The sequence below is a fragment of the Saccharopolyspora gloriosae genome, from assembly GCF_022828475.1.
In the GTDB taxonomy this organism is placed as follows: domain Bacteria; phylum Actinomycetota; class Actinomycetes; order Mycobacteriales; family Pseudonocardiaceae; genus Saccharopolyspora_C; species Saccharopolyspora_C gloriosae_A.
This window is the reverse complement of the sequence record NZ_CP059557.1, coordinates 5,121,398-5,146,947: the sequence shown is the minus strand read 5'-3', so window position 1 is coordinate 5,146,947 and position 25,550 is coordinate 5,121,398. Positions and strand designations below refer to the sequence as shown.

Sequence of the window (25,550 nt, the reverse complement as noted above, 5' to 3'; positions counted from 1 at the left end):
CGACCGGCTGCCGAGATGGTGTGGGTGATGACGACGCCGGGAAGGGGGTGAGTCCGATGCGGTGCCCGTTCTGCCGGGGCGACGATTCGCGAGTGGTCGACTCGCGCGAGGTCGAGGAAGGCCAGGCGATCCGGCGCAGGCGATCATGTTCCGCCTGCGGTCGCCGGTTCACGACGGTGGAAGAGCTCGTGCTGTCGGTCGTCAAGCGTTCCGGCGTCACCGAGGCGTTCAGCCGGGAGAAGGTGGTCCGGGGGGTCCGGCGTGCCTGCCAGGGGCGTCCCGTGCAGGAGGACGCTCTGCAGCAGCTCGCACACCGCGTTGAGGACGCGGTCCGCTCCCGAGGTGTGTCGGAGTTGCCCAGCCATGAGGTCGGACTCGCGATTCTGGGGCCGCTGCGCGAACTGGACGAGGTCGCGTACCTGCGGTTCGCCAGCGTGTATCGGGCCTTCTCCTCCGTGGAGGACTTCGAGAAGGAGATCGCGGACCTCCGGGATGCGTCGGGCGGCGTGGTTCCCCGGGTGGCCGAAGGGAATGCCGGTGGCTAGGTCGAAGCGGCGACACGCGAGGCGCGGGTCGGCGAACGTGGGTGGGATGCGACCGAGCCGGACGGGGAGCCCGGACGGTGGCGGGAATGCACGAGCGAGCAACAGGGAAGAGGGACAGGTCATGACAGAGACCGTGGGCAGCCCGGCCGGCGCCGCGGGGGAGCCGGATTCAGGTGTTCGTACCAAGGGCATCCGGGTGCAGCGCGTCTACACCACCGAGGGGGTGCACCCCTACGACGAGGTGTCGTGGGAGCGCAGGGACGTGGTGATGACCAACTGGCGGGACGGTTCGGTCAACTTCGAACAGCGCGGAGTCGAATTCCCCGACTTCTGGTCGCTGAACGCGGTCAACATCGTGACCAGCAAGTACTTCCGCGGTGCGCAGGGCACTGAGCAGCGGGAGAGCAGCTTGCGGCAGCTGATCGACCGGGTCGTGAAGACCTACGCGGGCGCGGGCGTCGAGCACGACTACTTCGCCACTGACGCGGACGCCGAGATCTTCGAGCACGAGCTGACCTGGATGCTGCTGCACCAGGTGTTCAGCTTCAACTCGCCGGTCTGGTTCAACGTGGGCACCAGCTCGCGCCAGCAGGTCTCGGCCTGCTTCATCCTCTCCGTGGACGACACCATGGAGTCGATCCTCGACTGGTACAAGGAAGAGGGCCTGATCTTCAAGGGCGGTTCGGGCGCGGGCCTGAACCTGTCCCGGATCCGTTCCTCCAAGGAACTGCTGTCCTCCGGCGGCACCGCCTCGGGACCCGTCTCGTTCATGCGCGGCGCCGACGCGTCCGCGGGCACCATCAAGTCCGGTGGCGCGACCCGCCGGGCCGCGAAGATGGTCATCCTCGACGTGGACCACCCGGACGTCGAGGAGTTCGTCGAGACCAAGTCCAAGGAAGAGCGCAAGATCCGTGCGCTGCGCGACGCCGGGTTCGACGTGGACCTGGGCGGCTCGGACATGTCCTCCGTGCAGTACCAGAACGCGAACAACTCGATCCGCGTCAACGACGAGTTCATGCGGGCCGTCGAGAGCGGCGGTCCGTTCAACCTGCGTGCCCGTACCGACGGCTCGGTGGTCGAGACGGTCCAGGCGCGCGACGTGTTCCGGAAGATGGCGCAGGCCGCCTGGGACAGCGCCGACCCCGGTATCCAGTACGACGGCACGATCAACGACTGGCACACCGCTCCGGAGAGCGGTCGGATCTCGGCTTCGAACCCGTGCTCCGAGTACATGCACCTGGACAACTCCAGCTGCAACCTCGCCTCGTTGAACCTGATGAAGTTCCTGCGTTCGGACCTGACCTTCGACGCGGAACTGTTCGAGAAGACCGTCGAGTTCGTCATCACCGCGATGGACATCTCGATCAGCTTCGCGGACTTCCCGACCGAGGCCATCGGCGAGACGACCCGCAAGTACCGCCAGCTCGGCATCGGGTACGCGAACCTGGGCGCGCTGCTGATGGCCACCGGGCACGCCTACGACTCCGACGGGGGCCGTGCGCTGTCGGCGGCGATCACCTCGCTGATGACCGGCACCGCCTACAAGAGGTCGGCGGAGCTCGCCGGCGCGGTCGGCCCGTACGAGGGCTACGCGCGCAACGCCGACGCGCACCAGCGGGTGATGCGCAAGCACGCCGCGGCCAACGACCTGGTCCGCACGTACCACCACAACGACGTGGCCGTGCACAAGCTGGCCACCAAGGTCTGGCAGGACGGCCTGGAGATCGGTGCCCGCAACGGGTGGCGCAACGCGCAGGCGTCGTTGCTGGCCCCGACCGGCACGATCGGCTTGATGATGGACTGCGACACCACCGGAGTCGAGCCCGACCTCGCGCTGGTGAAGTTCAAGAAGCTGGTCGGCGGCGGCTCCATGCAGATCGTCAACCAGACGGTGCCGCGGGCGCTCAAGGCGCTGAACTACCAGGAAGAGCAGATCGAGGCGATCGTCGAGTACATCGCCGAGCACGGCCACGTCGTGGACGCTCCCGGACTGCGCCCCGAGCACTACGAGGTGTTCGACTGCGCGATGGGCGAGCGTTCGATCGCCCCGATGGGCCACGTCCGGATGATGGCCGCGGTGCAGCCGTTCTTGTCCGGCGCCATCTCGAAGACGGTGAACATGCCGGAGGCGGCGTCGGTCGCCGACGTCGAGGAGATCTACTTCGAGGGCTGGCGGCTGGGCCTCAAGGCACTGGCCATCTACCGGGACAACTGCAAGGTCGGCCAGCCGTTGTCGGCAGGAAAGGGCGACAAGGCGTCCTCCGAGAAGGAGGTCGAGAAGCAGATCGAGTACCGCCCGGTCCGCAAGCGGCTGCCGAAGAAGCGGCCGAGCCAGACCGTCTCGTTCACCGTGGGCGGTGCCGAGGGTTACCTGCACGCCGGTTCCTACCCGGACGACGGCTTGGGCGAGATCTTCGTGAAGCTGGGCAAGCAGGGGTCGACGCTGGCGGGCGTGATGGACGCCTTCTCGATGTCGATCTCGGTGGGCCTGCAGTACGGCATCCCGCTGGAGTTCTACGTCTCGAAGTTCCAGAACCTGCGCTTCGAGCCGGCGGGCATGACCGACGACCCGGACGTGCGGATGGCGGGCAGCGTCTTGGACTACCTGTTCCGCAGGCTGGCGCTGGACTACCTGCCCTACGAGAAGCGTGCTCAGCTGGGCATCTTCACCTCGGACGAGCGCACGGCCCAGACCGCGGACTACGGCTCGGGTTCGGCCAGTGGTGGTGAGGTCGACCTGGACACCATGCGTTCCACTGTGGAGTCCTCGGCCTCGGACTCGCGGCGGGACGAGGACGGTCGCGGGGCGGGCAGCTCTACGGAGTTGTTGGAGCTGCGGCTGGGCAAGGCCGCGGACGCGCCGCTGTGCATGACCTGCGGCACGAAGATGCGTCCGTCCGGTTCCTGCTACCTCTGCGAGGGCTGCGGCTCTACCTCGGGCTGCAGCTGATCGAGCGCAAGGCGCGACGGCGATAGTTCGCGAGCAGAACTGAAATAGCAGTGCAGAAGGTGGCCCGGCATCCCGCCGGGCCACCTTCTGCTGTCGTGGCCGAGTCGACTCGGAAGTTCCGGCGAGCGGCGTCGTTCGCGGAAACCCGGCGGATCGTCATGAACCAGGTGGGGAGTGGCAGGGCTCCCCACCTGGTTGCGCTCAGCCCTGGTGTTCGGCGAGCAGCTTCTCGGTGCCGACGAGGCGTACGCAGGTCGCGAAACCGGCGATGGCCATCTCGAGCTCCGACTGCTCCGGGTAGGTCGGCGCGATGCGGATCACCTGGTCGAGCGGGTCGTCCCCGGCAGGGTGAGTCGCGCCCGCCGGAGTGAGGGCGATGCCCGCCTCCTGCGCCTTGGCGACCACCGCGCGGGCGCAGCCCGCGGGCACCTGCACGCTGATGAAGTAGCCGCCCTCCGGGCGCGTCCACTCGGCGAGGCCGGTACCGCCCAACTCGGCGTGGAGGATCTTGTCGACCGCGTCGAACTTGGGCCGGATCAGCGCCGCGTGCTGGCGCATGTGCTCGCGCAGCCCGTCCGCGTCGCGGAGGAACCGCACGTGCCGCAGCTGGTTGACCTTGTCGGGTCCGATGCTGCGCTTGGCGGTGCAGCCGAGCCACCACTGGACGTTGGCGGCCGACGAGCCGAAGAAGGCGACCCCGCTACCCGCGAACGTGATCTTCGAGGTGGAACCGAACACGAACGCTCGGTCCGGGTTGTCGTGCTCCGCGCAGAGCGCGAGCAGGTCCGCGATCTCGGCAGGCTCATCGGCGAGGTGATGCACCGCGTAGGCGTTGTCCCAGAAGATCCGGAAGTCGGGCGCGGCGGCCGGCATCGCCGCCAGCCTGCGCACCGTGGCGTCGGAGTAGACCGCGCCGTCCGGGTTGCTGTACTTGGGCACGCACCAGATGCCCTTCACCCGCGGGTCCTCGGCGGCGAGCCGTTCGACGACGTCCATGTCCGGGCCGTGCGAGGTCATCGGCACCTGGATCATCTTGATGCCCAGCCGTTCGCACAGCGCGAAGTGCCGGTCGTAGCCGGGCACCGGGCAGAGGAACGCGATCTCCGGCTCGTCCACCCAGCGGCGCTGCCCGCCGGGCAGCGTCCCGAGCAGCGAGAAGACGAGTGCGTCGTGCATCAGTTCCAGACTGGAGTTCCCCGCCGCCAGCAACTGATCCACCGGTACCTGCAACGCGTCGCTGAAGATCGCCCGCAGCTCGGGCAGGCCCTGCAAGCCGCCGTAATTGCGCAGGTCGGTGCCATCGGCGGAGACGGCTGCCGCCGGAGACTCCAGCAGCCCGTTCGAGAGATCAAGCTGCTGCGGCGAAGGCTTCCCCCTGGTGAGGTCCAGTTTCAGCCCGCGCGCGGCCAATTCCGCGTGGTCGTGGCGGGCGCGATCGCGCCGGGCGGTCAGCTCTTCGATGGTCGAGGCTTGAGCGGTCACCGGAGTCCCTTCACCGTGAAAAACGTGGAAAGCCACCCGGACAGCCTAATGAGGACCTGTACTGGACGTACGCACCGGTCGGGGGATATTCGCCGGCCGCTCCGCGGCTCAGGACCCGCGTTCTTCCGTTCGATCGGTGGCGGTGCCGCCTTGAACGAGCAGGTGCGCGGCCCCGGCGACGCCCGCTGCGGCGGTGAGGACCGCGGGCCATGCGCCGATTCGCCGCGCCAACGGGTGTGATCCGGCGAGCGCGCCCGCGTACGCGGCTCCGAGCACGAGCGCCCGGCCGCCGCCGCTGCGCCGTCGGCAGCTGTCCATCGCGGCGAGGCCACCGGCTCCCGCGACCAGCCCGCTCCAGGAGCGGTGGCGTTGCAGCCTGGTGACACCGAAACCGGCGATCAGTCCCGCGGACGAGAGCAGAGCGGGCGAAGCGCTGCGCATGACCTGACTCCTTCGCGGGAAGTGGTTCTTCGACTGTACCGGCGGCTTCGCAGTGCCCGGCCCGCCGCCGGGACCACGCGTGACCGATCGGCATGGGCTGTTCGAGTGTTGTTCAGTTCGGCGCTCGCATCCGGCAGCACCGGTGCGATCTGCTGATGATCCGGCGTACTCGGGAGGGTTCATGCGGTCGCGCGGTCTGGTCGTGGTGGTGTCCGGTGCGGTCCTGATGGGTGTGGTGACCGCGCCCGCCGGGGCCGCCACCTCGAGCGGGTTCACCGCGCCGGTCGGGCCGCCGCCGGTGGAGGACGTTCCCGCCGCGTCTGCGGCCGAACACGGGCCGGTCAGCGTCCGTTCCGCTCCGGACCGGACGTCCGGCTCGGACGGGTTCGACACGGCACGGGAGACGTCGACGCTCGCTCCGGGGCTCACGCTGACCGAGTTCGAGCGCTACGAGCCGGAGGGCTGGTTGCGCGGCGATGTGCTCACCGCTGACCTGGCCGGTTCGGGACTGCGGCCCGAATATCTGAGTCCGGGAGTCGCTTCGGCGCGCGCTCCGTTGACGGAGCAGCTGTCGGGGGCGGTGGCCGGGGTGAACGGGGACTTCTTCGACATCGATGCGTCCGGCGCTCCGCTCGGCGCGGCGATCTCCGGCGGTGAGCTGCTCAGCGCGCCGGCCGCCGGGCACAACGAGGTGGCCGCGGTCGGTGGCGCCGAAGCCGCCGGCCGCCTGATGCAGGTGTTCTTGGCGGCCGAACTCACCCGCGCCGATGGCACGGCCACACCGATCACCGACCTGAACGCACCGACGATCGCCGCGGACGGCATCGGGCTGTACACGCCGTATTGGGGAGGGGCTTCTCGCACGTCGGTCGTGGACGGGCATGCGCCGGTGGTAGAGGTGGAACTGGCCGGTGATGTGGTGACTCAGGTTCGTCCGGCACCGGCGGAGGGTCCCGTTCCGGATGGTGCGGCGCGATTGCTCGGAGTCGGCGGCGGAGCCGAGGCGCTCCGTTCGTTGCGGCCGGGAGACCGCGCCACCGTCCATTACCGGCCGCGGACCGAAGGCGCGGACGTGGCCGTCGGCGGGAACAAGGTGTTGCTGCGCGGGGGAGAAGTGCAGCCGGTCGACGACAAGGCGCTGCACCCGCGCACCGCCGTGGGCTTCTCCGCGGACGGTGCGCGGATGTGGCTGGTCACCATCGACGGCAGGCAGGCCGACAGCCGCGGCGCGACGGAGCGGGAACTCGCCGAGCGGCTGCGCGCGCTGGGGGCGGTCGATGCGATCAATCTCGACGGGGGCGGATCGTCGACGTTGCTGGCGCGGGAACGTGGCGCCGCCGCAGCAGAGGTGCACAACTCCCCTTCGGACGGTGAGCTGCGGCCGGTTCCGAACGGGATCGGGTTCTCCACCGCGCCCGGAAGCGGGCGGCTGCGCGGGTTCCGGGTCGACCCGGCCGATGGCACGCGGGTGCTGTCCGGACTCACCCGGAAGCTGACGGCGCACGGGCATGACGAGAGCGGAGCGCCGGTGGCGGCCGAACCGGCGTGGTCGGTGTCGCCGCCCGGCGGTGGCCGGGTGAACGGCGGAGTCCTGCACGCGGGGCGCCCGGGGACGAGCACTGTCACCGCGAGCGCGCCGGGGGCGACGGGATCGGCGGAGCTGACTGTGCTCGGGCCGCCCGTCAGGCTCAGCACGGACACCGAGCGGGTCGAGTTGCCCGCGCAGGGATCCCGGGGGCGGTTCCAGGTGCTCGGGCACGATTCGGAGGGTTTCGAGACCTGGGTGGAACCGGCGGACGTGCGGCTGGAGTACGACCGGCGAGCGGTGCGGATCGAGCCGAACGGGGACGGGTTCGCGGTGACGGCGCTGTCGCCGTCGGCGAGCTCCGCCGTCACGGCGCGGGTGGGTGATCAGGTCACGCATCTGGGGATCACCACCGGATCCCGGCCGGAACCGCTGGCGCCGTTGGACGGGGCTGCGGGCTGGAACACCGCTGTTTTCCCGGAATCGGTGCGCGCCTCGCTGAGCCAGGCGCCGGGGCATGCGGGAACGCCCGGCCTGGCCTTGGATTACGCGCTCACCGGCAGCACCACGACCCGCGCGGCCTACGTCAACGCGGATCAGGCGTTGCCGCTGCCGCCGGGAACGCAGCGCGTGGGGGTGTGGGTGAACGGTGACGGCAACGGAGCCTGGCTGCGCGGCACCGTTGAGGACGCGGCGGGCGTCGCCACGACCGTGGACTTGGCGCGGAACGTGGACTGGACGGGGTGGCGCTACGTCGAGGCACCACTGCCCGCCGGTGCGGCCGGTGCGCTGCGGCTGCAGCGGTTGTACGTGGTCGAACCCGATGGGGCTCGGCAGTACGCGGGACGGCTGGTGTTCGACGAGCTGACCGCACGGGTCGCGCCGGACGTGCCGGTTCCGCCGGATCCGCGGCCCCGGGACCCGGCGGTGGTGCAGGACGCGACGTTGCCGCCTGCCCCGGGGGCGGCGCGGATCGCGGTGGTCAGCGACGCGCAGTTCACCGCCGACGATCCGGACGGGCCGCTGGTGGCGCAGGCGCGGCGGTCGCTGCGTGAGGCGGTGGCGAGCGGGCCGGACGCGCTGGTGATCAACGGGGACCTGGTGGACCGGGGGACGGCGGCCGATTTCGACCTGGCGCGGCAGATGATCGATTCGGAAGTGGGCGGCCGGGTGCCTTGGTATTACGTGCCGGGAAACCACGAGGCGTCCGGGCCGGGGGATCTCAGCGAGTTCGCCGCCGAGTTCGGTGCGACCCACCAGGTCGCCGACGTCGCGGGAAGCAGGGCGGTGCTGCTGGATTCCTCGTCGGGCTCGCTGCTCGGCGGCGGGTTCGGCCAGGTCCGGATGTTGCGTTCCGCGCTGGACGAGGCGTCCCGGGATCCGCGGATCCATTCGGTCTCGGTGTTCTTGCACCATCCGCTGGATGATCCCGGTCCGAGCGAGGCGTCCGAGCTCGCGGATCCGAAGGAGGCCGGGCTGCTCAACCGGTGGCTGGCGGATTTCGAGCGGGATACGGGGAAATCCGCCGTGCTGGTCGCCGGCCACGCCGGCGTGTTCCATTCGTCCACTGTGGATGGTGTGAATCTGGAGGTGAACGGCAACGCGGGCAAGCAGCCCGCGGCTGCCCCCGAGGACGGCGGCTTCACCGGGTGGAGCTTGTTGCGGGTCGATCCGGGCGACCGGCGCGGCTCGGTGCGGTGGGAGACGCGGCCGCACGTCGACCGGATCGAGCTGGCGGTGCCGCCGCTGGCGCCGGACGCGGTGGTGCCGGTGACGGCCGATGTGGCGCAGGGCGACCGGGTGGTGCCGGTGCGGTATCCGGTGAGCGCGTACTGGGAAGGCGGCCGATCGGTGCACATCGGACGGCCCGAGGAGGCCGCTCCGGGATCGGTCGCGGCGTTCGATCCGATCACCGGTTCGCTGACCGGATTGCGGCCAGGTCGGGGAGAACTGAGCGTGATGGTCAATGGGGTGAAGCAGAGCACCGTATTCACGGTCACTCAGAAGTGAGTTTTCCGGTGTGCGGCGGCAAAGTTGTCCACAGGTGGCCGATCCATCCACAGATTCGGAACTCGACCCTGCGGCGCTTCGCCCGGCACCACCGATGTTCTGGGTATGACCACTCCGCTGAACGCACGCATCCGCATCGGCGACGCCGGCGAGGTGCTGGCCGCCGTCCCGCACCTGCTCGGATTCATCCCCGCCGATTCACTGATCCTGATCGGCCTGCACACCACCGGTGACGCCGCGACGTTCGGTCTCACGCTGAGGCTGGACCTACCGCCGCCGGAACATCGCCGTGCACTGGTCGAATACGTCTCCACCGGCCCGCTGATCCGGCGGGGCATCACCGGCGTCATCGCGGTGGTCGCCGGATCCGGAACCGCCGGACACGACCCGGGCGGTCCGCCGCCCGAAGGGTCCGAAGTGGACGAACATGTCGAGGCTCCCGAGCTCGAACTGATCGCATTGCTCCGGGAAGGGTTGGCCGAAGCCGGAATCGAGGTGCTGCACGAGCTCTGGGCCGATCGGCTGGAGGCGGGCGGATCGTGGCAGTGCTACGACGACCCCGTGTGCGCCGGCCGCATTCCCGACCCGAAGCGCACCGCGCTCGGCGCCGCGATGGCCGCGTCCGGCTCGGTCACCTTCGACAGCCGCGAGGAGCTGCAACGGCTGGTCGCGCCGGAATCCGAGCGAGCCGTCGCCCGCTGGTCGGCGCGGCTCGCCGCGATGATCGAGGACGTCGAGCGGGAGCCGGAAAGCGGCCGCGTGCACCGAGATGTGGCCATCACCCTCGCCGGGATCCGCCGGACGGCGGCGGGGGAGGCGTTGACCGAAGACGACCAGCTCCGCATCCTGCTCGCGCTGTCCGACCACCGGGTCCGCGATCTCTGCCTCGGGGTGGCGCTGGGGGACTCGGCGATGGCCGCGGAACAGCTGTGGCTGAGCCTCGTGCGCAAAGCACCGGAACCGGAGGTCGCCGAGGTCGGCGCTTTGCTGGCCTTTTTCGCCTACCTGCGCGGTGAAGGCGCGCTGGCGAGCGTGGCGCTGGAACGAGTCGAGGCCGGACGACCCGAACACACGCTGGGCCGCCTGCTGCGCCAGGCGCTGGACACCGGGGTCTCCCCCAAGGAGATGGCCGACATGGCCAAGGAAGCGATGACCGATGCCCAGTTGATGATCGAAGAGGAGGAATCCTGATGGGCGCCGTGGTTCACCACGAACGGAAAACCGATCCGGTGCCCGGTGGTTCGGCGGCCGGGCACCGGGACGGATCAGGCCTGCTGGCGGTCGCGGGTGAACTCCCAGGCGTCGCGCACGATCACGGACAGGTCGGCCAGCTTCGGCTTCCAGGACAGCTCTTCGCGAGCGCGGTCGCTGGCGGCCACCAGCGTCGCTGGGTCACCGGCCCGGCGCGGTGCCACCGCGGCCGGGATCGGGTGACCGGTCACCTCGCGGCAGGTCTTGATCACCTGTTGCACCGAGAACCCGGTTCCATTACCCAGGTTGTAGATCCGGTGCTCACCGGGACGGGCGTTGTCCAGCGCCAGCAGGTGCGCGTCGGCGAGGTCGGTGACGTGGATGTAGTCACGGACGCAGGTGCCGTCCTCGGTGGGCCAGTCGTCGCCGTACATCTGCACCTGCTCGCGCTGCCCCAGCGCGACCTGCAGCACGATCGGGATCAGGTGCGTCTCGACGGTGTGCCGCTCGCCGAACGCGCCGTGCGCACCGGCCACGTTGAAGTAGCGCAGGCTCACCGCGCCCAGGCCGTGGGCCGTGGCGTAGGAGCTGATCGCGTGGTCGATCGCGAGCTTCGTCGCTCCGTAGGTGTTGGTGGGCCGGGCCGGAGCGGTCTCCGGGATCGGCACGGTGTCGGGCTCGCCGTAGGTGGCGGCGGTGGAGGAGAACACCAGTCGCGGCGTGCCGTGCCGGCGAACCGCCTCCAGCAGGCGCAGCGAGGTGAGCACGTTGCCCTGCCAGTATTTGTGCGGATCCTGCATCGACTCGCCGACCAGCGACTTGGCCGCGAAGTGCAGCACCCCGTCGTACCCGTCGGCGAGCAGGTCACCGGCGGCCGCCGCGATGTCTGCTTGCACGAAGGTGCAGCCGGGCGGCACCGCGTCGGCGTGACCGGTCGAGAGGTCGTCGACCACGGTGACGTCGTGGCCGTTCTCCAGCAGACGTGCCGCGCACACGCTGCCCACATATCCCGCACCACCGGTGACGAGGAGCTTCACGGAGGTTCTGCCTTTCCTGAGACGTCGGACTCGCCTGAGAATGCTGACTCGGCGGCCCCGCGGCACCGCGGGGCTGAGCGGGCGAGGCTATCGGTCTCGGCCGGCCCCTCCCGCCGGGGTCGCGGTGAACAACCGCGGCGTCGTCAGCCCGTGCTCCGCATAGGAGTTGAGCACCGCCTGCCCGATCTCCTCCCGGTCCTGCGCGCGGACCAGCGCGATGGCCGACCCGCCGAAACCGCCGCCGGTCATCCGGGCGCCCAGCGCACCGGCCTCCAGCGCCGCATCCACCGCGACGTCCAGTTCCAGGCAGGAGATCCGGTAGTCGTCGCGCATGCTCACGTGCGAGGCGGTCAGCAGCGGCCCGATCGCGGCGAGATCACCGGCGTCGAGTTCGGCGACCGTGGAGATCACCCGATCGTTCTCGGTCACGACGTGGCGAACCAGCGGGCGCAGCTCGTCCGGCAGCACGGTGAGCGCGCCGTCCAGTTCCGCGACGGACACGTCCCGCAACGCCTTGATCCCGAGCAGCTCGGCGGCGTGCTCGCAGCCGCGCCGGCGCTCGCCGTACCCGGACTCACTGTGCGAATGCTTCGCCCGGGTGTCGATCACCAGAAGTTCGAGGCCGACCGCGCCGGTGTCGAACGGGATCTGCTCGAGCTCACCGGAACGCACGTCGAAGAACAGCGCGTGCGACTCGGTGCAACTCAGCGAGGCGGTCTGGTCCAACAGGCCGGTGGGGGCGCCGACGAAGTCATTCTCCGAGATCTGCACCCAGCGGGCTATGTCGGACAGCGGCGCCGCATCCGGCCCGTCCGCGGGCCGACCGGCCAGGTCGAGCAGCGCCAGCGCGACCGCGCACTCCAGCGCGTGCGAGGACGACAGCCCGGCGCCCGCGGGCACGTCCCCGGCGATGACCAGGTTCGCTCCGGGAATGTCGATGTCCTGTCCGCGCAGCGCCCACGCGACTCCGGCGGGGTACGCGGCCCAGCCGGTCTGCGAACCGGGAGCCAGTGCGTCCAGCGGCGTCGGATCCGCTCGGTGCAGCACGTCGTCGTCGCCGAGGGTGGCCACCGACAGCATCCCGTCGGTGCGCGGCGAGGCGGCTACCGCGATCCGGTGCGGCAAGGCGATCGGCAGCACAAAACCGTCGTTGTAGTCGGTGTGCTCACCGATCAAGTTGACCCGGCCGGGGGCGGACCAGACCGCGCTCGGGGCATGCCCGTGCGCGCCGCCGAACGCTTCGGCGGCGGACTCCGCGGGGCTCACCGGGCGCGGACCAGGACGGCGTGGGCGATGCCGGGGGCGAGTTGGGTGCTGCCCTTGGGGCCGTTGACCTCGATCGGCTTGTTCACTCCGGTGACCGGAACGATCTCGATCTCCTGGGAGGGCATCAGCCCGACTTCCTTGAGCTCGCTCATCAGGTCGGGGTCGAGCTGCACGTGCTCGGCGATTCGGCATACCGTGGCCCGGCCGCCGCCCTGGCGGGCGATCTCGTCGACGCGCTGCAGGTCGGACTCGTTCACGGGTGCGGGCTGCGGCTCGGCGCCGAGCTCTTCGAGACCGGGAATCGGGTTGCCGTACGGGGAAGTGGCGGGGTTGCCGAGCAGGGCGACGAGCTTGCGTTCCACCGCCTCGCTCATCACGTGCTCCCACCGGCACGCCTCGTCGTGCACGTGTTCCCACTCCAGGCCGATCACGTCGACCAGCAACCGCTCGGCGAGCCGGTGCTTGCGCATCACCCGAACGGCTCGGGTACGCCCCGCCTCGGTGAGCTCCAGGTGCCGGTCCTCGGCCACGGTGAGCAGTCCGTCGCGTTCCATCCGAGCCACGGTCTGGCTCACGGTCGGCCCGCTCTGTTCCAGGCGTTCCGCGATTCGGGCGCGCAGCGGGACGACACCCTCCTCCTCCAAGTCGTAAATGGTGCGAAGGTACATCTCGGTGGTATCGATGAGATCGTTCACGCTGGCTCCCCGTTGCAGTCCCACCCACGATTCTAGTCCTGCGGCACTACCGCCGGTCGGTGGCTTCCGAGCAGCCGTTTCCAGTGTTCGGGGCCGCTGTTCCGGCTCAGTCCCGCATTCCGTCCAGGAGGTCGACATGGACCCGCTGATCAGCGTGGATGATCTTTCCGAACAGCTTGCGGGTTCGCGCCCGCCGGTGCTGCTCGACGTCCGGTGGAGCCTGCTGGGGCCGCCCGGCAGGCAGGACTACGAGCAGGATCACCTACCGGGCGCGGTGTTCGTGGATCTCGACACCGAACTTTCCGCGCCACCCGGCGCGGGCGGCCGCCATCCGTTGCCCGCCGCCGCCGACCTGCAAGCCGTGTTCCGGCGGGCGGGGATCACCGCGGAGCGGGAGGTCGTGGCCTACGACGCGGACAACGGTTCGGCGGCCGCGCGAGCCTGGTGGTTGCTGCGATGGGCGGGGCATCCACGGGTCCGGGTGCTCGACGGCGGATACCGGGCCTGGGTCGCGCGAGGAAACCCGGTCACGGCCGAGGTGCCGGAGGTCGTGCCGACGGATTTCCAGGTCGTCCCGGATTCACTGCCGGTGATCAACGCGGACGAGGCGGCGCGGATGGCGGAGGACGGGCGACTGCTCGACGCCCGCGCACCTGAGCGATACCGAGGCGAGGTGGAACCCGTTGACCCGCGGGCCGGCCACATCCCCGGCGCACGCAACGCCCCGTTCGCGTCCAACGTCACCGAGGACGGGACATGGCGGCCACCGGAGGACGTCGCGGCGCTGTTCCGCGAACTAGGCGTGGACGGCACCTCCCGAGTCGCGACCTACTGCGGCTCAGGCGTGACAGCGTGCTCGGCCTTGCTGGCCCTGGAACACGCAGGCCTCAGCGGCCCGGCCAACCCGGCAGCCCTTTACGCCGGCTCCTGGTCCCACTGGACGACAGACCCCACCCGCCCTGCCAAAACAGGCGAAACCCCCTGACCCCGCAAGCTCATCCGACCTAGCCACCCGAGCAACAAAACCTCCCAGCAAGCAACGCCCTCCAGCGGCGAAGCCCGCAATGGGCGGCGAAGCCCGCCTGCCTTACGGCCAACGGCCGTGCCTTGCGGCGAAGCCGTGCCTGTATGTGCAAAGCACATAGCCCACGTCGAAAAGCCGACCACATGCAGGTTCTCAGCGGCGAAGCCCGCAAAGGGCGGCGAAGCCCGCCTGCCTTACGGCCAACGGCCGTGCCTTGCGGCGAAGCCGTGCCTGTATGTGCGAAGCACATAGCCCACGTCAAAAAGGTGACCACCGGCGGGTTCTCAGTGAGCCTCTCGCGAGGACAGCTTTTTCCCTCGTGGCGGAGCCACTCGGGAAAAAGATCCCGCAGCGAGAGGCTCACTGAGGTTCCGCTACCTGTTGTGTCTCGGGAGGTTGTGAACGGGGGACACGGGGCGGATGATCTTGGAATGAGTGAGGACCTCCGGGTTCGGTGTGGATCACGACATCTGCACCGAATACCTGGAGGTCCTCGTGTGTCACCGTAACGCTCCGTTGACTGAGACGGGCAGGCTGCGTCTGGCTCGGTGTGTCGTGGACGATCGCTGGCCGTTGCGGCGTGCGGCTGAGCGTTTCCAAGTCTCGCCCAGCACCGCGCAACGGTGGGCGGATCGGTATCGCACCGAGGGCGAGGCGGGGATGGCAGACCGGTCCTCGCGTCCGCATCACAGTCCGCGGCGCACTCCGTCGCGCACCGAGCGGCGGATCATCAAGGTCCGGGTGATCCGCCGGTGGGGGCCGGCACGGATCGCGTTTTTGCTGGGCTTGAACCCGGCTACCGTGCACCGGGTCTTGGGCCGCTACAGGCTGGCCCGGCTCGCACACCTGGACCGGGCCACCGGGCGGGTGATCCGCCGCTACGAGTACCCGCAGCCCGGCGGCCTCGTCCACGTCGACATCAAGAAAGTCGGCAACGTCCCCGACGGCGGCGGCAGCAAAGTCCTCGGCCGCCAGGCCGGCAGCCACAACAGCCAGGCCACCGTCACCGACCGCCGCCGCGCCGGCGGGAAGAAACCCGCCATCGGCTACAGCTACCTGCACAACGCCGTCGATGACCACTCGCGGCTTGCCTACACCGAAATCCTTCCCGACGAGACACGCGAAACCGCCGCCGCGTTCTGGCAACGAGCACACACATTCTTCACCGATGCCGGGATCACCGTGCTCCGAGTACTGACCGACAACGGCTCCTGCTACCGCTCCCACCTCTGGACCGCCACACTCACCGCCGCCGGCATCACACACCTCCGCACCCGCCCCTACCGACCCCAAACCAACGGCAAAGTCGAACGCTACAACCGCACCCTGCTCGACGAATGGGCCTACGCCCAGCTCTACCTCTCCGACACCGAACGCCGAAACGCCCTCCCACACTGGCTCCACACCTACAATCACCACCGCGGCCACACCGCACTCGGCGGCCACCCACCCGCCAGCCGCGTCCCCAACCTCACAAGACACAACAGCTACCCGACCACCAAAGCAAAACGAGCCGATGGCCGAACGTGTGAACCAGCGCACTGTGGTGGTGGACACAGGGCGGGTAGCGTTCGGGCAATGGGTGACACGTGCGCGGTGGTGTGGGACGAGTCGGTTCTCGGCTATGACCTCGGCGGCGAGCATCCGTTGCATCCGGTTCGACTTGATCTGACGATGCGCTTGGCGCGGTCGCTGGGCCTGTTGGACGACGTGACGCCGGTGCCGCCGCGGCCGGCCTCGGACGAGGACTTGTTGCGAGTCCACCGGCCCGACTACCTGGCGGCGGTCCGTTCGGCCCCGACCGCGGCCTGGGGCGTCGGGTACGGGTTGGGTACGGACGACAACCCGATCTTCGACGACATGCACGAGGCTTCCGCGCTCATCGCGGGGGCGTCGATCACCGCCGCCGAACAGGTCGTCTCGGGCCGGGCCGAGCGGGCCGTGAACATCGCCGGTGGGCTGCACCACGCGATGCCGGAGCGGGCGGCGGGCTTCTGCGTTTACAACGACTGCGCCGTGGCCATCGCCTGGATGCTCGAGCAGGGCGTGGAACGCATCGCCTACATCGACCTGGACGTGCACCACGGCGACGGGGTGCAGGCCGCGTTCTACGACGACCCGCGAGTGCTGACCGTCTCGTTGCACCAGCACCCGATCACGTTGTGGCCGGGGACCGGATTCGCCACCGAGACCGGTGGTACGGGTGCGGAGGGGTCGGCTGTGAACGTTGCGCTGCCGCCCGGAACGGGCGACGCGGACTGGCAGCGGGCGTTCCACGCCGTGGTGCCGTCGCTGCTGGCGGAGTTCGGACCGCAGGTGCTGGTGACGCAGTCCGGGGCGGACACGCACCGGGAGGATCCGCTGGCGGATCTGGCGATGTCGGTCGACGGCCAGCGGGCCTCGTATCAAAGCCTGCGAGACTTGGCGCAGCGCTACGCGGGTGGCAAGTGGGTCGCGCTCGGCGGTGGCGGTTATTCGCTGTACCGCGTGGTGCCGCGCAGCTGGACGCATCTGCTGGCGACCGCGCTCGATCGCGACCTGGACCCGGGAACGTCGCTGCCGCAGGATTGGCTGGCGCACGCGTTGCGGGTGGTGGGGAACGTTCCGCTGCCCGCTTCGTTGACAGATGGGGAGGATCCGGCGTTCGTACCGTGGACCGGGGTCACCGAGTCCACGGTGGACACTGCGATCCGGGACGCGCGACACGCGTTGTTCCCGTTGCACGGTTTGGATCCGGCCGATGTTCGCGATTGACATCGGCGGCGCACGCGTGCCCGCACCGGCGGCGCAGTGCGCCCGGCCTGCTCGATGCCGGTGCGGTTGAGAGGGTGCTGGCTGATGGGCGGCGGGGCGAAGCGGCGTGATCCGAACGGTGACGGTGTGCCGGAGGAACGGCGGAGCGGCGACGGCACGACCGTGAGCAACGCGGCACCCGCACAGGCCGAAACCTCGGCCGCCGACCAGCCACCCACCGAACAGCAGCCCACCGAACAACAGCCCACCGAACAGCCGGATGCGCAGGCCGAGCCGCCCTCGAACGTGGTGCTCGACGAGCCCTACCCGCGTCGATGGGAGGCCGACGTCGTGCTGTCCGACGGCGGGACCGTGCACCTGCGCCCGATCACGCCGGCCGACGCCGACCAGCTGGTGTCGTTCCACGGCAGGCTCAGCGACCGCACCCGCTATTTCCGCTACTTCGGCCCGTACCCGCGGATGCCGAAGCGGGACGTGGAGCGGTTCAGCACCGTCGACCACCGGAACCGGGTCGCGCTGGTGGCGTTGCTCGGCGACGACATCGTCGCGGTGGGGCGCTTCGACCGCCTCGACGAGCAGGACTCCGCGGAGGTGGCGTTCGTCGTCGAGGACGAGCACCAGGGCCGTGGCCTCGGTTCCATCCTGCTGGAGCATTTGGCCGCCGCCGCCCAGGAGTGCGGCCTGGACCGGTTCGTCGCGGAAGTGCTCGCGGAGAACTCGGGGATGGTGCGGGTGTTCCGGGACGCCGGTTACCAGGTGCGGCGTGCGCTGGAAGAAGGCGTGGTGCACCTGGAATTCGACATCGACCCCACCGAGGAGTCGCTGGCGGTCGCCCGCGCCCGCGAACAGGCCGCCGAGGCGCGCAGCGTGCACAACCTGCTGCACCCGCGGGCGGTGGCGGTGATCGGCGCGTCCACCGATCACCGCAAGATCGGGCACGCGGTGCTCGTCAACCTGCTCACCGCGGATTTCGCCGGGCCGGTGTACCCGGTCAACCCGGAGCACCGCGCGGTGCGCGGAGTGCGCGCGTACCCCTCGGTGCTCGACATTCCCGACGACGTGGACCTCGCGGTGGTGGCCATCCCGGCGGCCGGGATCGACGAGGTCCTGGACGCCTGCCTGGCCAAGGGCGTGAAGGCCCTGGTGATCGTGAGCTCCGGGTTCAGCGAGTCCGGCCCGGACGGCCGGGAGATCGAACGCCGGATGGTCCGGGCCGCGCGGGTCCACGGCATGCGGGTCGTCGGCCCCAACGCGTTGGGCGTGGTCAACACCGATTCGGGGTACCGGCTCAACGCGACGCTGGCCCCGCGCCTGCCGGGCAGCGGCCGCACCGGGTTCTTCTGCCAGTCGGGTGCGTTGGGTGTGGCGATCTTGGCGACCGCGACCGAACGGCGCCTCGGCTTGTCCACCTTCGTTTCGGCGGGCAACCGCGCCGACGTGTCCGGCAACGACATGCTGCAGTACTGGCAGACCGACCCGGCCACCGACGTGGTGCTGCTGTACCTGGAGTCGTTCGGCAATCCGCGCAAGTTCGCCCGGCTGGCTCGGCGACTGGCGCGCACCAAGCCGATCGTGGTGGTCAAGTCCGGCCGCAACGCGGTGCGTGCGGGATTGGCGGCGACCTCGGTGCAGGTCGACGAGACCAGCGTGCAGGCCCTGTTCGAGCAGGCAGGGGTGATCCGCGTCGAGTCGGTGGCGCAGATGTTCGACACGGCGCAGCTGCTCGCGCACCAGCCGTTGCCCGCCGGTGAGCGGGTCGCGGTGGTCGGGAACTCGTCGGCGCTGGGCATGCTGGCCGCGGACGTGGCGCAGGCGGAGGGGCTGCGGCTGGCGACCGAACCGGTCGACGTGGGTGCCGCGGCCGAACCGGAGGTGTTCGCCGCGGCGGTGCGCGAGGCGGCGCTCAACGAGAACGTGGACGCGCTGGTCACGGTCTTTGTGCCGCCCGTCGCGGTGCCCGGCACGGCCTACGCCCGCGCGCTGCGGGAGGCGTTGCAAGAGGCGGGCAGCGCGGCGACGAAGCCGGTGGTGACGACTTTCTTGGCCGCCGAAGGCGTACCGGACGAACTCGCGGTGCCGGGGCCGGACGGCTCGGCGGGCCGAGGTTCGGTGCCGTCCTACCCGAGCCCGGAACGGGCGGTGCTGTCCTTGGCCAGGGCGACCCGCTACGCCCGCTGGCGAGCGGCGCCGCAGGGCCACTTCACCCGCCCGGAGGGCATCGCGCCGGAACGGGCCAGGGAACAGGTCGAGGCTTCGCTGACCGATGGTGAGCGGCGGCTCAGCGATGCGGAGACGGTACGGCTGCTCGGCCACTACGGGATCGAGCTGGTGCCGTTCCGCCGGGTGCACGGCGAGGAAGAGGCGGTCCGCGCGGCGACCGAGCTGGGTTTCCCGGTCGTGCTGAAGTCGGCGGATGACCAGCTGCGGCACCGCACCGATCTGGTGGGCGTGCGGCTGGATCTGGTGAACGCCGAAACGGTGCGAGCCGCCTGCGCGGACCTGCTCCGGGTGTCCGGCACGGACGAGGTCTACGTGCAGAACATGGCGGGGCGGGGCCATTCCTGCGTGATCGCGCTGATGGACGACCCGTCGTTCGGCACGCTGGTCTCCTTCGGACTGTCCGGTGTGGCCAGTGAGCTGCTGGGGGACAAGGCGTACCGGGCGGTCCCGATGACCGATGTGGACGTCGCCGCGCTGGTCCGGTCGCCGCGGGCGGCGCCGCTGCTGGCCGGGTACCGCGGGGACGAACCGGCGGACTTGGCCGCGCTGGAGGACTTGGTGCTGCGGGTCGCGACGCTGGTGGAGGATCTGCCGGAGATCCGGGAGTTGACGTTGCAGCCGGTGCTGGCCTCGGCCTCCGGGGTGCGGGTCACCGGCGCCAGGGTCAGCGTGCGTCCGTCGGCCGCCACACCGGACACGGGTCCGCGCAGGCTGCGCTAGATGTCCCTTCTTCGCGGAAGGTCCGAGTAGCCGGTCGCTCAGCGGCACCTCGGGTCGCCCCCTGATCCGCATCGAGACTCGGTCGTGTCGTTATTCTGTGCCGAACCGACGAGACGAGTTCACAACGGGAGTCCCGGAATGGCCGACCTGACGTTGACCGAGCTGGGCGTGGTGTCCGCGGGTGCGCACCGGTTGAGCGTCGGCGCGCTCGCCGCCGACGATCCGGCGGCGCCGGTCGTCATCGTGCTGCCCGCGATGGGCGTCCCGGCCTCCTACTACCGGCCCTTCCTGCAGGAGCTGCACGAGCGGGGCTGCGCCGTGGTGAGCGTCGACACGCGCGGGCAAGGCGCCTCGACGCCGGCCGCGCATCGGGGGATCCGCTTCGGATACCAGGACCTCATCGAGGACGCCGCCGCCATCGTGGAGCTCGTCGAGCGCGAGTTCCCGCAGGCGCCGCGGTTCCTGCTCGGCCACAGCCTCGGCGGGCAGATCGCGATGCTGTTCGCCGCCGCCCATCCGGGCCGGGTCCGCGGCGTGACGCTGCTGGCGTCCGGTTCCGTGTGGTTCCGCAGCTTCCCCGGACTGCAAGGCTGGAAGAACCTCGTCGCCACCCAGGCCGTCGCGGCCCTGTGCACCGTGCTCGGTCACTGGCCAGGGGAGCGGTTCGGCTTCGGCGGCAGGCAGCCCTCCGGGATCATGCAGGACTGGGCAAGGCAGGGCCGCACCGGCCGCTACCGACTCGGCGGCTCGCGGTTCGACTACGAGAAGGCGTTGCGGGAACTGAACATCCCGCTGCTGACGGTCAGCGTGGAAGGCGACGAACTCGCCCCCGACTCCTCAGTGGATCACCTGGCGGCGAAGGCGGTCGCGTCGCCGCGCACCCGGCGGCACTACTCCTGCGAGGTCGCGGGTGCCCCGAAGCTCGGCCACTACGCTTGGGTCTACAACAGCGGCGTGCTCGTCGACTGGATCACCGACTGGGCCGCCACCGCCCGCAAGGAAGCAACAGCGACGGATGGAGACCGGCGCTGAACCGGTTCCCCGGGCATCGGCACGGCCGGGTATCGGGAGCGAACGTTCCCAGTGAATGGCGCTGACCAGTGGTTTTGATGGTGTTCAGGGTGGAATCCGCAGTGTCCGCCCAAAAGATCCGCACTTCCGCGCAACCCGGTGGCGAACGCACTCCGTCTTCTGGGCATGAAACGCCTACACACCACAGTGGGCGCGGGCATGCTGCTCCTCGCCTTCACCGCCTGCGCCGGACAGCAAGAAGAGGTCGGATTCGGCGGGCAGCCGCCGGCACCGGCGCCGGCCACTCCGGTGGAGCCGAAGCCCGAGCAGGAACGCACACCCGTGCCGGAAAACCTGATCAAGGCCACGTCGCAGTCCGGGAGTTCCGCGCCTCGGGTGTGGACCCAGGACGGTGGCTCCGTCGTCGTCACTAACGGTCAAGAAGGCGGCTGCAGCAAGGTGCACGCCGAAATCGCCGAGCAGACCGACCAGCAGGTGAAGCTCGTGCTGGTCAACGAGACCCCGGAACCGCCGGGGATCTGCACGATGGATCTGCGCCATCCGCCGCTGGCGGTCCAGTTGGACGCTCCCTTGGACGAGCGCACCGTCGTGCTCGAAAAGCGTGACGTGAAGGTGCCGCGGAACTGACGCGGTGACCTGAGCGTCGCTGGCACTTCTCCCGTAGGAGGTGGGGCTCCTACGGGAGAAGTGCGTTCCCGCGCTTGTGGTGTGCAACGGCCGGTGGTGCCCGATCGGGCACCACCGGCCGTCGTGCGTTAGCCCCTGTGATCGTGGTCTGCGCCTTGTCAAAGACGAAGCCGGACAGCTTGAGCAGCTGGGCCTCCGGCGGGTTCTCAGCGGCTTCCTCGCGGCGACAGCGATTTCGTGGTGAGAAACCGCCCCCGCAGGGAGGAAGCCGCCGAGTGACCCGCTGGCCATTCGCGAAGGGCTCCGAAGGTGCTCAGCGGGCGAAGGAGATCTGCAAGGTGGGCTTCGTGGAGTCCGCGAAGAAATCGTTGCCCTTGTCGTCGACCACGACGAACGCGGGGAAGTCCTCGACCTCGATGCGCCACACCGCTTCCATGCCCAGCTCCGGGTACTCCAGGACCTCGACCTTGCGGATGCAGTCCTGCGCCAGCCGCGCCGCGGGGCCGCCGATGGACCCGAGGTAGAACCCGCCGTTGTCCTGGCAGGACGCGGCGACCTTCGACGAGCGGTTCCCCTTGGCCAGCATCACCAGCGAGCCGCCTGCCGCCTGGAACTGCTCCACGTAGGAATCCATCCGCCCGGCCGTGGTCGGACCGAACGAACCGGACGCGTAGCCCTCCGGCGTCTTGGCCGGTCCCGCGTAGTACACCGGGTGGTCCTTCAGGTACTGCGGCATCGGCTCACCCGCGTCGAGGCGCTCCGCGATCTTCGCGTGCGCGATGTCACGGGCCACCACCAGCGGACCGGTCAGCGACACCCGCGTCTTCACCGGCAGCTTCGTGAGCTCCTCCCGGATCTCGGCCATCGGCCGGTTCAGGTCGATGCGCACCACGTCGTCGGACAGCTGCTCGTCGCCGACCTCCGGCAGGTACTTCGCGGGGTCGCGTTCGAGCTGCTCCAGGAACACGCCCTCCGGAGTGATCTTCGCCTTGGCCTGGCGGTCGGCGGAGCAGGACACCGCCACGCCCACCGGCAGCGAAGCCCCGTGCCGGGGCAGCCGGATCACCCGCACGTCGTGGCAGAAGTACTTGCCGCCGAACTGCGCGCCGATGCCGAACTGGCGGGTCATCTCCAGCACCTGCGCCTCCAGCTCCACGTCCCGCAGCGCGTGCCCGGACGCCGAACCTTCTCGCGGGAGTTCGTCGAGGTAGCGGGCGGAGGCGAGCTTGGCGACCTTGAGGTTGTGCTCGGCCGAGGTGCCGCCGACGACGATCGCCAAGTGGTACGGCGGGCAGGCCGCCGTGCCCAGCGAGCGCAGCTTCTCCTCCAGGAACTTGGCGAGCCGCGTGGGGTTCAGCAGCGCCTTCGTCTCCTGGTACAGGAACGTCTTGTTCGCGCTGCCGCCGCCCTTGGCCATGAACAGGAACTCGTAGCACGGGTCGGTCCCGGCCTTGGAGTACAGCTCGATCTGCCCGGGCAGGTTGCTGCCGGTGTTGCGCTCCTCCCAGAAGTTGAGCGGAGCCATCTGCGAGTAGCGCAGGTTGAGGTCCTGGTAGGCGTCGAACACGCCCCTGGCCAGCCGTTGCTCGTCCTCGCCGCCGGTGAGCACCGTCTCGGTCCGCTTCCCGATGACGATGGCCGTGCCGGTGTCCTGGCACATCGGCAGCACTCCGCCCGCCGACACGCAGGCGTTGCGCAGCAGGTCGGTGGCCACGAACCGGTCGTTGGAACTGGCCTCCGGGTCGTCGACGATGGCGCGCAGCTGCGCCAGGTGCGAGGACCGCAGCAGGTGCTGGATGTCCTTGACGGCCGCACTGGCCAGCCCGGTCAGGACGCTCGGTTCCACTTCGAGGAAACGTCGCCCGGCCGCCTCCACGGTCCGGATTCCGTCGGTGGTGAGCAACCGGTAGTCGGTGTCGTCCGGACCGAGCGGAAGCACCTCGGTGTAGTCGAACGTGGTGGTCACGACGCCGCTCCTTTGCGCGTTCGGGGAATGTCGTGACGTTAACGCACCGGGCGATGTGGGGGATCAGGTCTGTTGGTGACCGTGCGCACCTGCGACGCTGTCGGTCGAAGCCGACCCGATGGGAGACGCCCTTGTCCACGATGGATCCGACGTCCCAGGCCCTCGCGGAGCTGGTCAACCTGCGCGATCTCGGCGGCATGCCCGCCGGTGAGGGGACTACGCGCTCGGGGATCGTGCTGCGCAGCGACGCTCCGCGGCCCGGAGATCGGGAACCGGACGGGATCACCTGGCCGCCGCGGCTGGTGCTGGATCTGCGGGACGCGGCGGAGCTCAACGGCACCGCGCATCCGCTGGCGGCGGTCGCCGAGGTGCACCAGATCGAACTGCTCGCCGGGATCCACTCCACGGAGGTGACGTATTCGCTGCCGGTGCTGTACCAGCTGGCGTTGCAGAACGCGGCGGACAAGCTGGTGCGGGTGTTCCGGCTCGCGTTGGAGGCGGACGGGCCGGTGCTCGTGCACTGCGCGGCGGGCAAGGACCGCACCGGGGTCGTCTCGGCGCTGTTGCTGAGCGCGGCGGGCGTGCGGTCGGACGCGATCATCGCGGACTACGTGCGGACCGACCGCAACATGTTCCGGGTGCTGCAGCGGCTGGAGATGGCGCCGGCATTGCCGCCGGGCGTCAGCGAGGAGGATGTGCGCGAACTGATCTCCACGCCGGTCGAGGCCATCGAGGGCGTGCTCGAAAGCTTCGCCGAGCACGAGCAGGACGCCGCGGGCTGGCTGAGGTCCCACGGCGTGACGGACGAGGAGATCGACCGCTGGCGGCACAAGTTCCGCCAGGACTGAAACGGGCGAGAGGCCGGACCTGCCTCGTGGGCGAGTCCGACCTCCCCTGGGGAGCGTCCGGCCGAGTCCTCGTCAGCCGGACGCGAACGTGCGGTTCAGGGCGGCGGGGCGAACCCCCCGGTCAGCTGGCGTAGGCCCGCAGCCGGTCGGCCCGGTCGCCCTGGCGCAGCTTCGACATGACCTCCCGCTCGATCTGGCGGACCCGCTCCCGGGACAGCCCGAAGGCCTTGCCGATCTGGTCCAGGGTGCGCGGCTGGCCGTCGTCGAGCCCGTAGCGCATCCGGATCACCGACTGCTCCCGCTCCTCCAAGGTGCCCAGCACCCGGCGCAGGTCGTCCTGCAGGAAGCCGGAGATCACGGCGTTCTCCGCGTCGGCCGACTCGGCGTCCTCGATGAAGTCGCCCAGCGGGGCGTCCTCTTCGGCGCCCACCGGCATGTCCAGGCTCACCGGGTCGCGGGAGTGGTCGAGCAGGTCGGACACCTTCGTGGGGGTGAGTCCGCTCTCCTCCGCCAGCTCCTCGTCGGTCGCCTCACGGCCCAGCTTCTGGTGCAGATCGCGCTTGATCCGGGCCAGCTTGTTGACCTGTTCGACCAGGTGAACGGGCAGCCGGATGGTGCGGGACTGGTCGGCCATGCCGCGGGTGATGGCCTGGCGGATCCACCAGGTGGCGTACGTGGAGAACTTGAATCCCTTGGTGTAGTCGAACTTCTCCACCGCGCGGATCAGGCCGAGGTTGCCCTCCTGGATCAGGTCCAGCAGCGGCATGCCGCGTCCCGTGTAGCGCTTGGCGAGGCTCACCACCAGCCTCAGGTTGGCCTCCATGAGGTGGTTCTTGGCCACCCGGCCATCGCGCACCACCGACCGCAGGTCGCTGCGCCGCTCGGAGGAGATCTTGCCGTCCGTCTCCAGCATGTGCTTCGCGAAGACACCGGCCTCGATGCGCTTGGCGAGGTCGACCTCTTCCTGCGCGGTCAGCAGCGCGGTGCGCCCGATGCCGTTGAGGTAGACCCGGACGAGGTCGGCCGAGGGGCCCTGGTTGTCGAGGTCGGCGTCGGTGGCGGCGGTCATGGTGTTGGTCTGCGGGACGGTCATTGAGCTCCCTCCCTGACGGGCTGGCTTGCGGGGCGTACTCACGGCGCGGCCTCGCGCTGTGGAGGACGCGTACGCTCGGTGTTGCGGGCCGAATGCCACGCCGTCCGGATGTGACGGTTGTGCT

At 69.9% G+C, this 25,550-nt stretch carries 17 protein-coding genes and 1 pseudogene; 11 read left to right on the top strand and 7 right to left on the bottom strand.

The genetic code is table 11. The features are described 5' to 3' along the window. Positions 1–56: 56 nt before the first annotated feature. Positions 57–545 carry a transcriptional regulator NrdR gene (gene nrdR / locus H2Q94_RS22440; protein WP_243789166.1) on the top strand — a complete coding sequence of 163 codons (489 nt, stop codon included), beginning with the start codon at positions 57–59 and terminating at the stop codon, positions 543–545. A 121-nt stretch (positions 546–666) separates the two neighbouring features. Further along, positions 667–3,495 (top strand): vitamin B12-dependent ribonucleotide reductase, encoded by a 2,829-nt coding sequence (locus H2Q94_RS22435; RefSeq protein ID WP_243789165.1) that lies wholly within the window; start codon positions 667–669, stop codon positions 3,493–3,495. Positions 3,496–3,696: 201 nt separating this feature from the next. Here H2Q94_RS22435 and H2Q94_RS22430 read toward each other — a convergent pair whose 3' ends face one another. Both H2Q94_RS22430 and H2Q94_RS22425 read right to left on the bottom strand, forming a co-directional pair. Next, positions 3,697–4,977 carry an aspartate aminotransferase type Ic gene (locus H2Q94_RS22430; protein WP_243789164.1) on the bottom strand — a complete coding sequence of 427 codons (1,281 nt, stop codon included), beginning with the start codon at positions 4,975–4,977 and terminating at the stop codon, positions 3,697–3,699. Between the two features lie 108 nt (positions 4,978–5,085). Beyond that, positions 5,086–5,418, bottom strand: a complete 333-nt coding sequence (locus tag H2Q94_RS22425; RefSeq protein ID WP_243789163.1) for a hypothetical protein — start codon at positions 5,416–5,418, stop codon at positions 5,086–5,088. Between the two features lie 181 nt (positions 5,419–5,599). Between H2Q94_RS22425 and H2Q94_RS22420 the strand changes: the two genes are divergently transcribed. After that, positions 5,600–8,953 (top strand): phosphodiester glycosidase family protein, encoded by a 3,354-nt coding sequence (locus H2Q94_RS22420; protein ID WP_243789162.1) that lies wholly within the window; start codon positions 5,600–5,602, stop codon positions 8,951–8,953. Positions 8,954–9,058: 105 nt separating this feature from the next. Continuing rightward, positions 9,059–10,144: a DUF4192 domain-containing protein gene (locus H2Q94_RS22415; RefSeq protein ID WP_243789161.1), complete on the top strand. Its 1,086-nt coding sequence runs from the start codon at positions 9,059–9,061 to the stop codon at positions 10,142–10,144. A 74-nt stretch (positions 10,145–10,218) separates the two neighbouring features. On the opposite strand, the gene galE is transcribed toward H2Q94_RS22415, so the two are convergent. From galE to H2Q94_RS22400, 3 genes are all read right to left on the bottom strand, one after another. Then, entirely contained in the window at positions 10,219–11,181 is a 963-nt protein-coding gene (gene galE, locus H2Q94_RS22410) for a UDP-glucose 4-epimerase GalE (protein WP_243789160.1), read from the bottom strand. 87 nt (positions 11,182–11,268) lie between these two features. Continuing rightward, entirely contained in the window at positions 11,269–12,447 is a 1,179-nt protein-coding gene (galK, locus tag H2Q94_RS22405) for a galactokinase (protein WP_243789159.1), read from the bottom strand. Beyond that, positions 12,444–13,142 (bottom strand): iron-dependent transcriptional repressor DtxR, encoded by a 699-nt coding sequence (locus tag H2Q94_RS22400; protein ID WP_243789158.1) that lies wholly within the window; start codon positions 13,140–13,142, stop codon positions 12,444–12,446. Before H2Q94_RS22400 ends, galK begins: the two co-directional genes overlap by 4 nt. A gap of 136 nt (positions 13,143–13,278) precedes the next feature. On the opposite strand from H2Q94_RS22400, the gene H2Q94_RS22395 reads away from it, so the two are divergent. The 6 genes and pseudogenes from H2Q94_RS22395 to H2Q94_RS22370 all read left to right on the top strand — a co-directional run bounded on the left by H2Q94_RS22395 (position 13,279) and on the right by H2Q94_RS22370 (position 21,519). After that, positions 13,279–14,127 carry a sulfurtransferase gene (locus H2Q94_RS22395; RefSeq protein WP_243789157.1) on the top strand — a complete coding sequence of 283 codons (849 nt, stop codon included), beginning with the start codon at positions 13,279–13,281 and terminating at the stop codon, positions 14,125–14,127. A gap of 534 nt (positions 14,128–14,661) precedes the next feature. Next, positions 14,662–15,651, top strand: a pseudogene (locus H2Q94_RS22390) (IS481 family transposase); the annotation flags it as partial. Positions 15,652–15,744: 93 nt separating this feature from the next. Next, positions 15,745–16,920 (top strand): acetoin utilization protein AcuC, encoded by a 1,176-nt coding sequence (locus H2Q94_RS22385; RefSeq protein ID WP_243795852.1) that lies wholly within the window; start codon positions 15,745–15,747, stop codon positions 16,918–16,920. A gap of 84 nt (positions 16,921–17,004) precedes the next feature. After that, positions 17,005–19,860 carry a bifunctional acetate--CoA ligase family protein/GNAT family N-acetyltransferase gene (locus H2Q94_RS22380; protein ID WP_243789156.1) on the top strand — a complete coding sequence of 952 codons (2,856 nt, stop codon included), beginning with the start codon at positions 17,005–17,007 and terminating at the stop codon, positions 19,858–19,860. Between the two features lie 138 nt (positions 19,861–19,998). Continuing rightward, positions 19,999–20,892, top strand: coding sequence for an alpha/beta hydrolase family protein (locus H2Q94_RS22375; RefSeq protein ID WP_243789155.1), 894 nt, complete (start codon positions 19,999–20,001; stop codon positions 20,890–20,892). A gap of 165 nt (positions 20,893–21,057) precedes the next feature. Continuing rightward, positions 21,058–21,519, top strand: a complete 462-nt coding sequence (locus tag H2Q94_RS22370) for a hypothetical protein (RefSeq protein ID WP_243789154.1) — start codon at positions 21,058–21,060, stop codon at positions 21,517–21,519. A 313-nt stretch (positions 21,520–21,832) separates the two neighbouring features. On the opposite strand, the gene H2Q94_RS22365 is transcribed toward H2Q94_RS22370, so the two are convergent. Beyond that, complete coding sequence (locus H2Q94_RS22365) at positions 21,833–23,485, bottom strand: fumarate hydratase (RefSeq protein WP_243789153.1); 1,653 nt, start codon at positions 23,483–23,485, stop codon at positions 21,833–21,835. 140 nt (positions 23,486–23,625) lie between these two features. Between H2Q94_RS22365 and H2Q94_RS22360 the strand changes: the two genes are divergently transcribed. After that, entirely contained in the window at positions 23,626–24,333 is a 708-nt protein-coding gene (locus H2Q94_RS22360; protein ID WP_243795851.1) for a tyrosine-protein phosphatase, read from the top strand. A 121-nt stretch (positions 24,334–24,454) separates the two neighbouring features. Here H2Q94_RS22360 and H2Q94_RS22355 read toward each other — a convergent pair whose 3' ends face one another. Next, positions 24,455–25,426 carry a sigma-70 family RNA polymerase sigma factor gene (locus H2Q94_RS22355; protein WP_243789152.1) on the bottom strand — a complete coding sequence of 324 codons (972 nt, stop codon included), beginning with the start codon at positions 25,424–25,426 and terminating at the stop codon, positions 24,455–24,457. Positions 25,427–25,550 lie beyond the last annotated feature (124 nt).

Excerpts from the sequence above, each read along its gene's own strand:
- H2Q94_RS22435 (WP_243789165.1), top strand. The coding sequence starts at position 667 with ATGACAGAGACCGTGGGCAGCCCGGCCGGCGCCGCGGGGGAGCCGGAT.
- H2Q94_RS22380 (WP_243789156.1), top strand. The coding sequence starts at position 17,005 with ATGGGCGGCGGGGCGAAGCGGCGTGATCCGAACGGTGACGGTGTGCCG.
- H2Q94_RS22395 (WP_243789157.1), top strand. The coding sequence starts at position 13,279 with ATGGACCCGCTGATCAGCGTGGATGATCTTTCCGAACAGCTTGCGGGT.
- H2Q94_RS22370 (WP_243789154.1), top strand. The coding sequence starts at position 21,058 with ATGAAACGCCTACACACCACAGTGGGCGCGGGCATGCTGCTCCTCGCC.
- H2Q94_RS22415 (WP_243789161.1), top strand. The coding sequence starts at position 9,059 with ATGACCACTCCGCTGAACGCACGCATCCGCATCGGCGACGCCGGCGAG.
- H2Q94_RS22375 (WP_243789155.1), top strand. The coding sequence starts at position 19,999 with ATGGCCGACCTGACGTTGACCGAGCTGGGCGTGGTGTCCGCGGGTGCG.
- H2Q94_RS22385 (WP_243795852.1), top strand. The coding sequence starts at position 15,745 with ATGGGTGACACGTGCGCGGTGGTGTGGGACGAGTCGGTTCTCGGCTAT.
- H2Q94_RS22425 (WP_243789163.1), bottom strand. The coding sequence starts at position 5,418 with ATGCGCAGCGCTTCGCCCGCTCTGCTCTCGTCCGCGGGACTGATCGCC.
- nrdR (WP_243789166.1), top strand. The coding sequence starts at position 57 with ATGCGGTGCCCGTTCTGCCGGGGCGACGATTCGCGAGTGGTCGACTCG.
- H2Q94_RS22420 (WP_243789162.1), top strand. The coding sequence starts at position 5,600 with ATGCGGTCGCGCGGTCTGGTCGTGGTGGTGTCCGGTGCGGTCCTGATG.
- H2Q94_RS22355 (WP_243789152.1), bottom strand. The coding sequence starts at position 25,426 with ATGACCGTCCCGCAGACCAACACCATGACCGCCGCCACCGACGCCGAC.
- H2Q94_RS22360 (WP_243795851.1), top strand. The coding sequence starts at position 23,626 with ATGGATCCGACGTCCCAGGCCCTCGCGGAGCTGGTCAACCTGCGCGAT.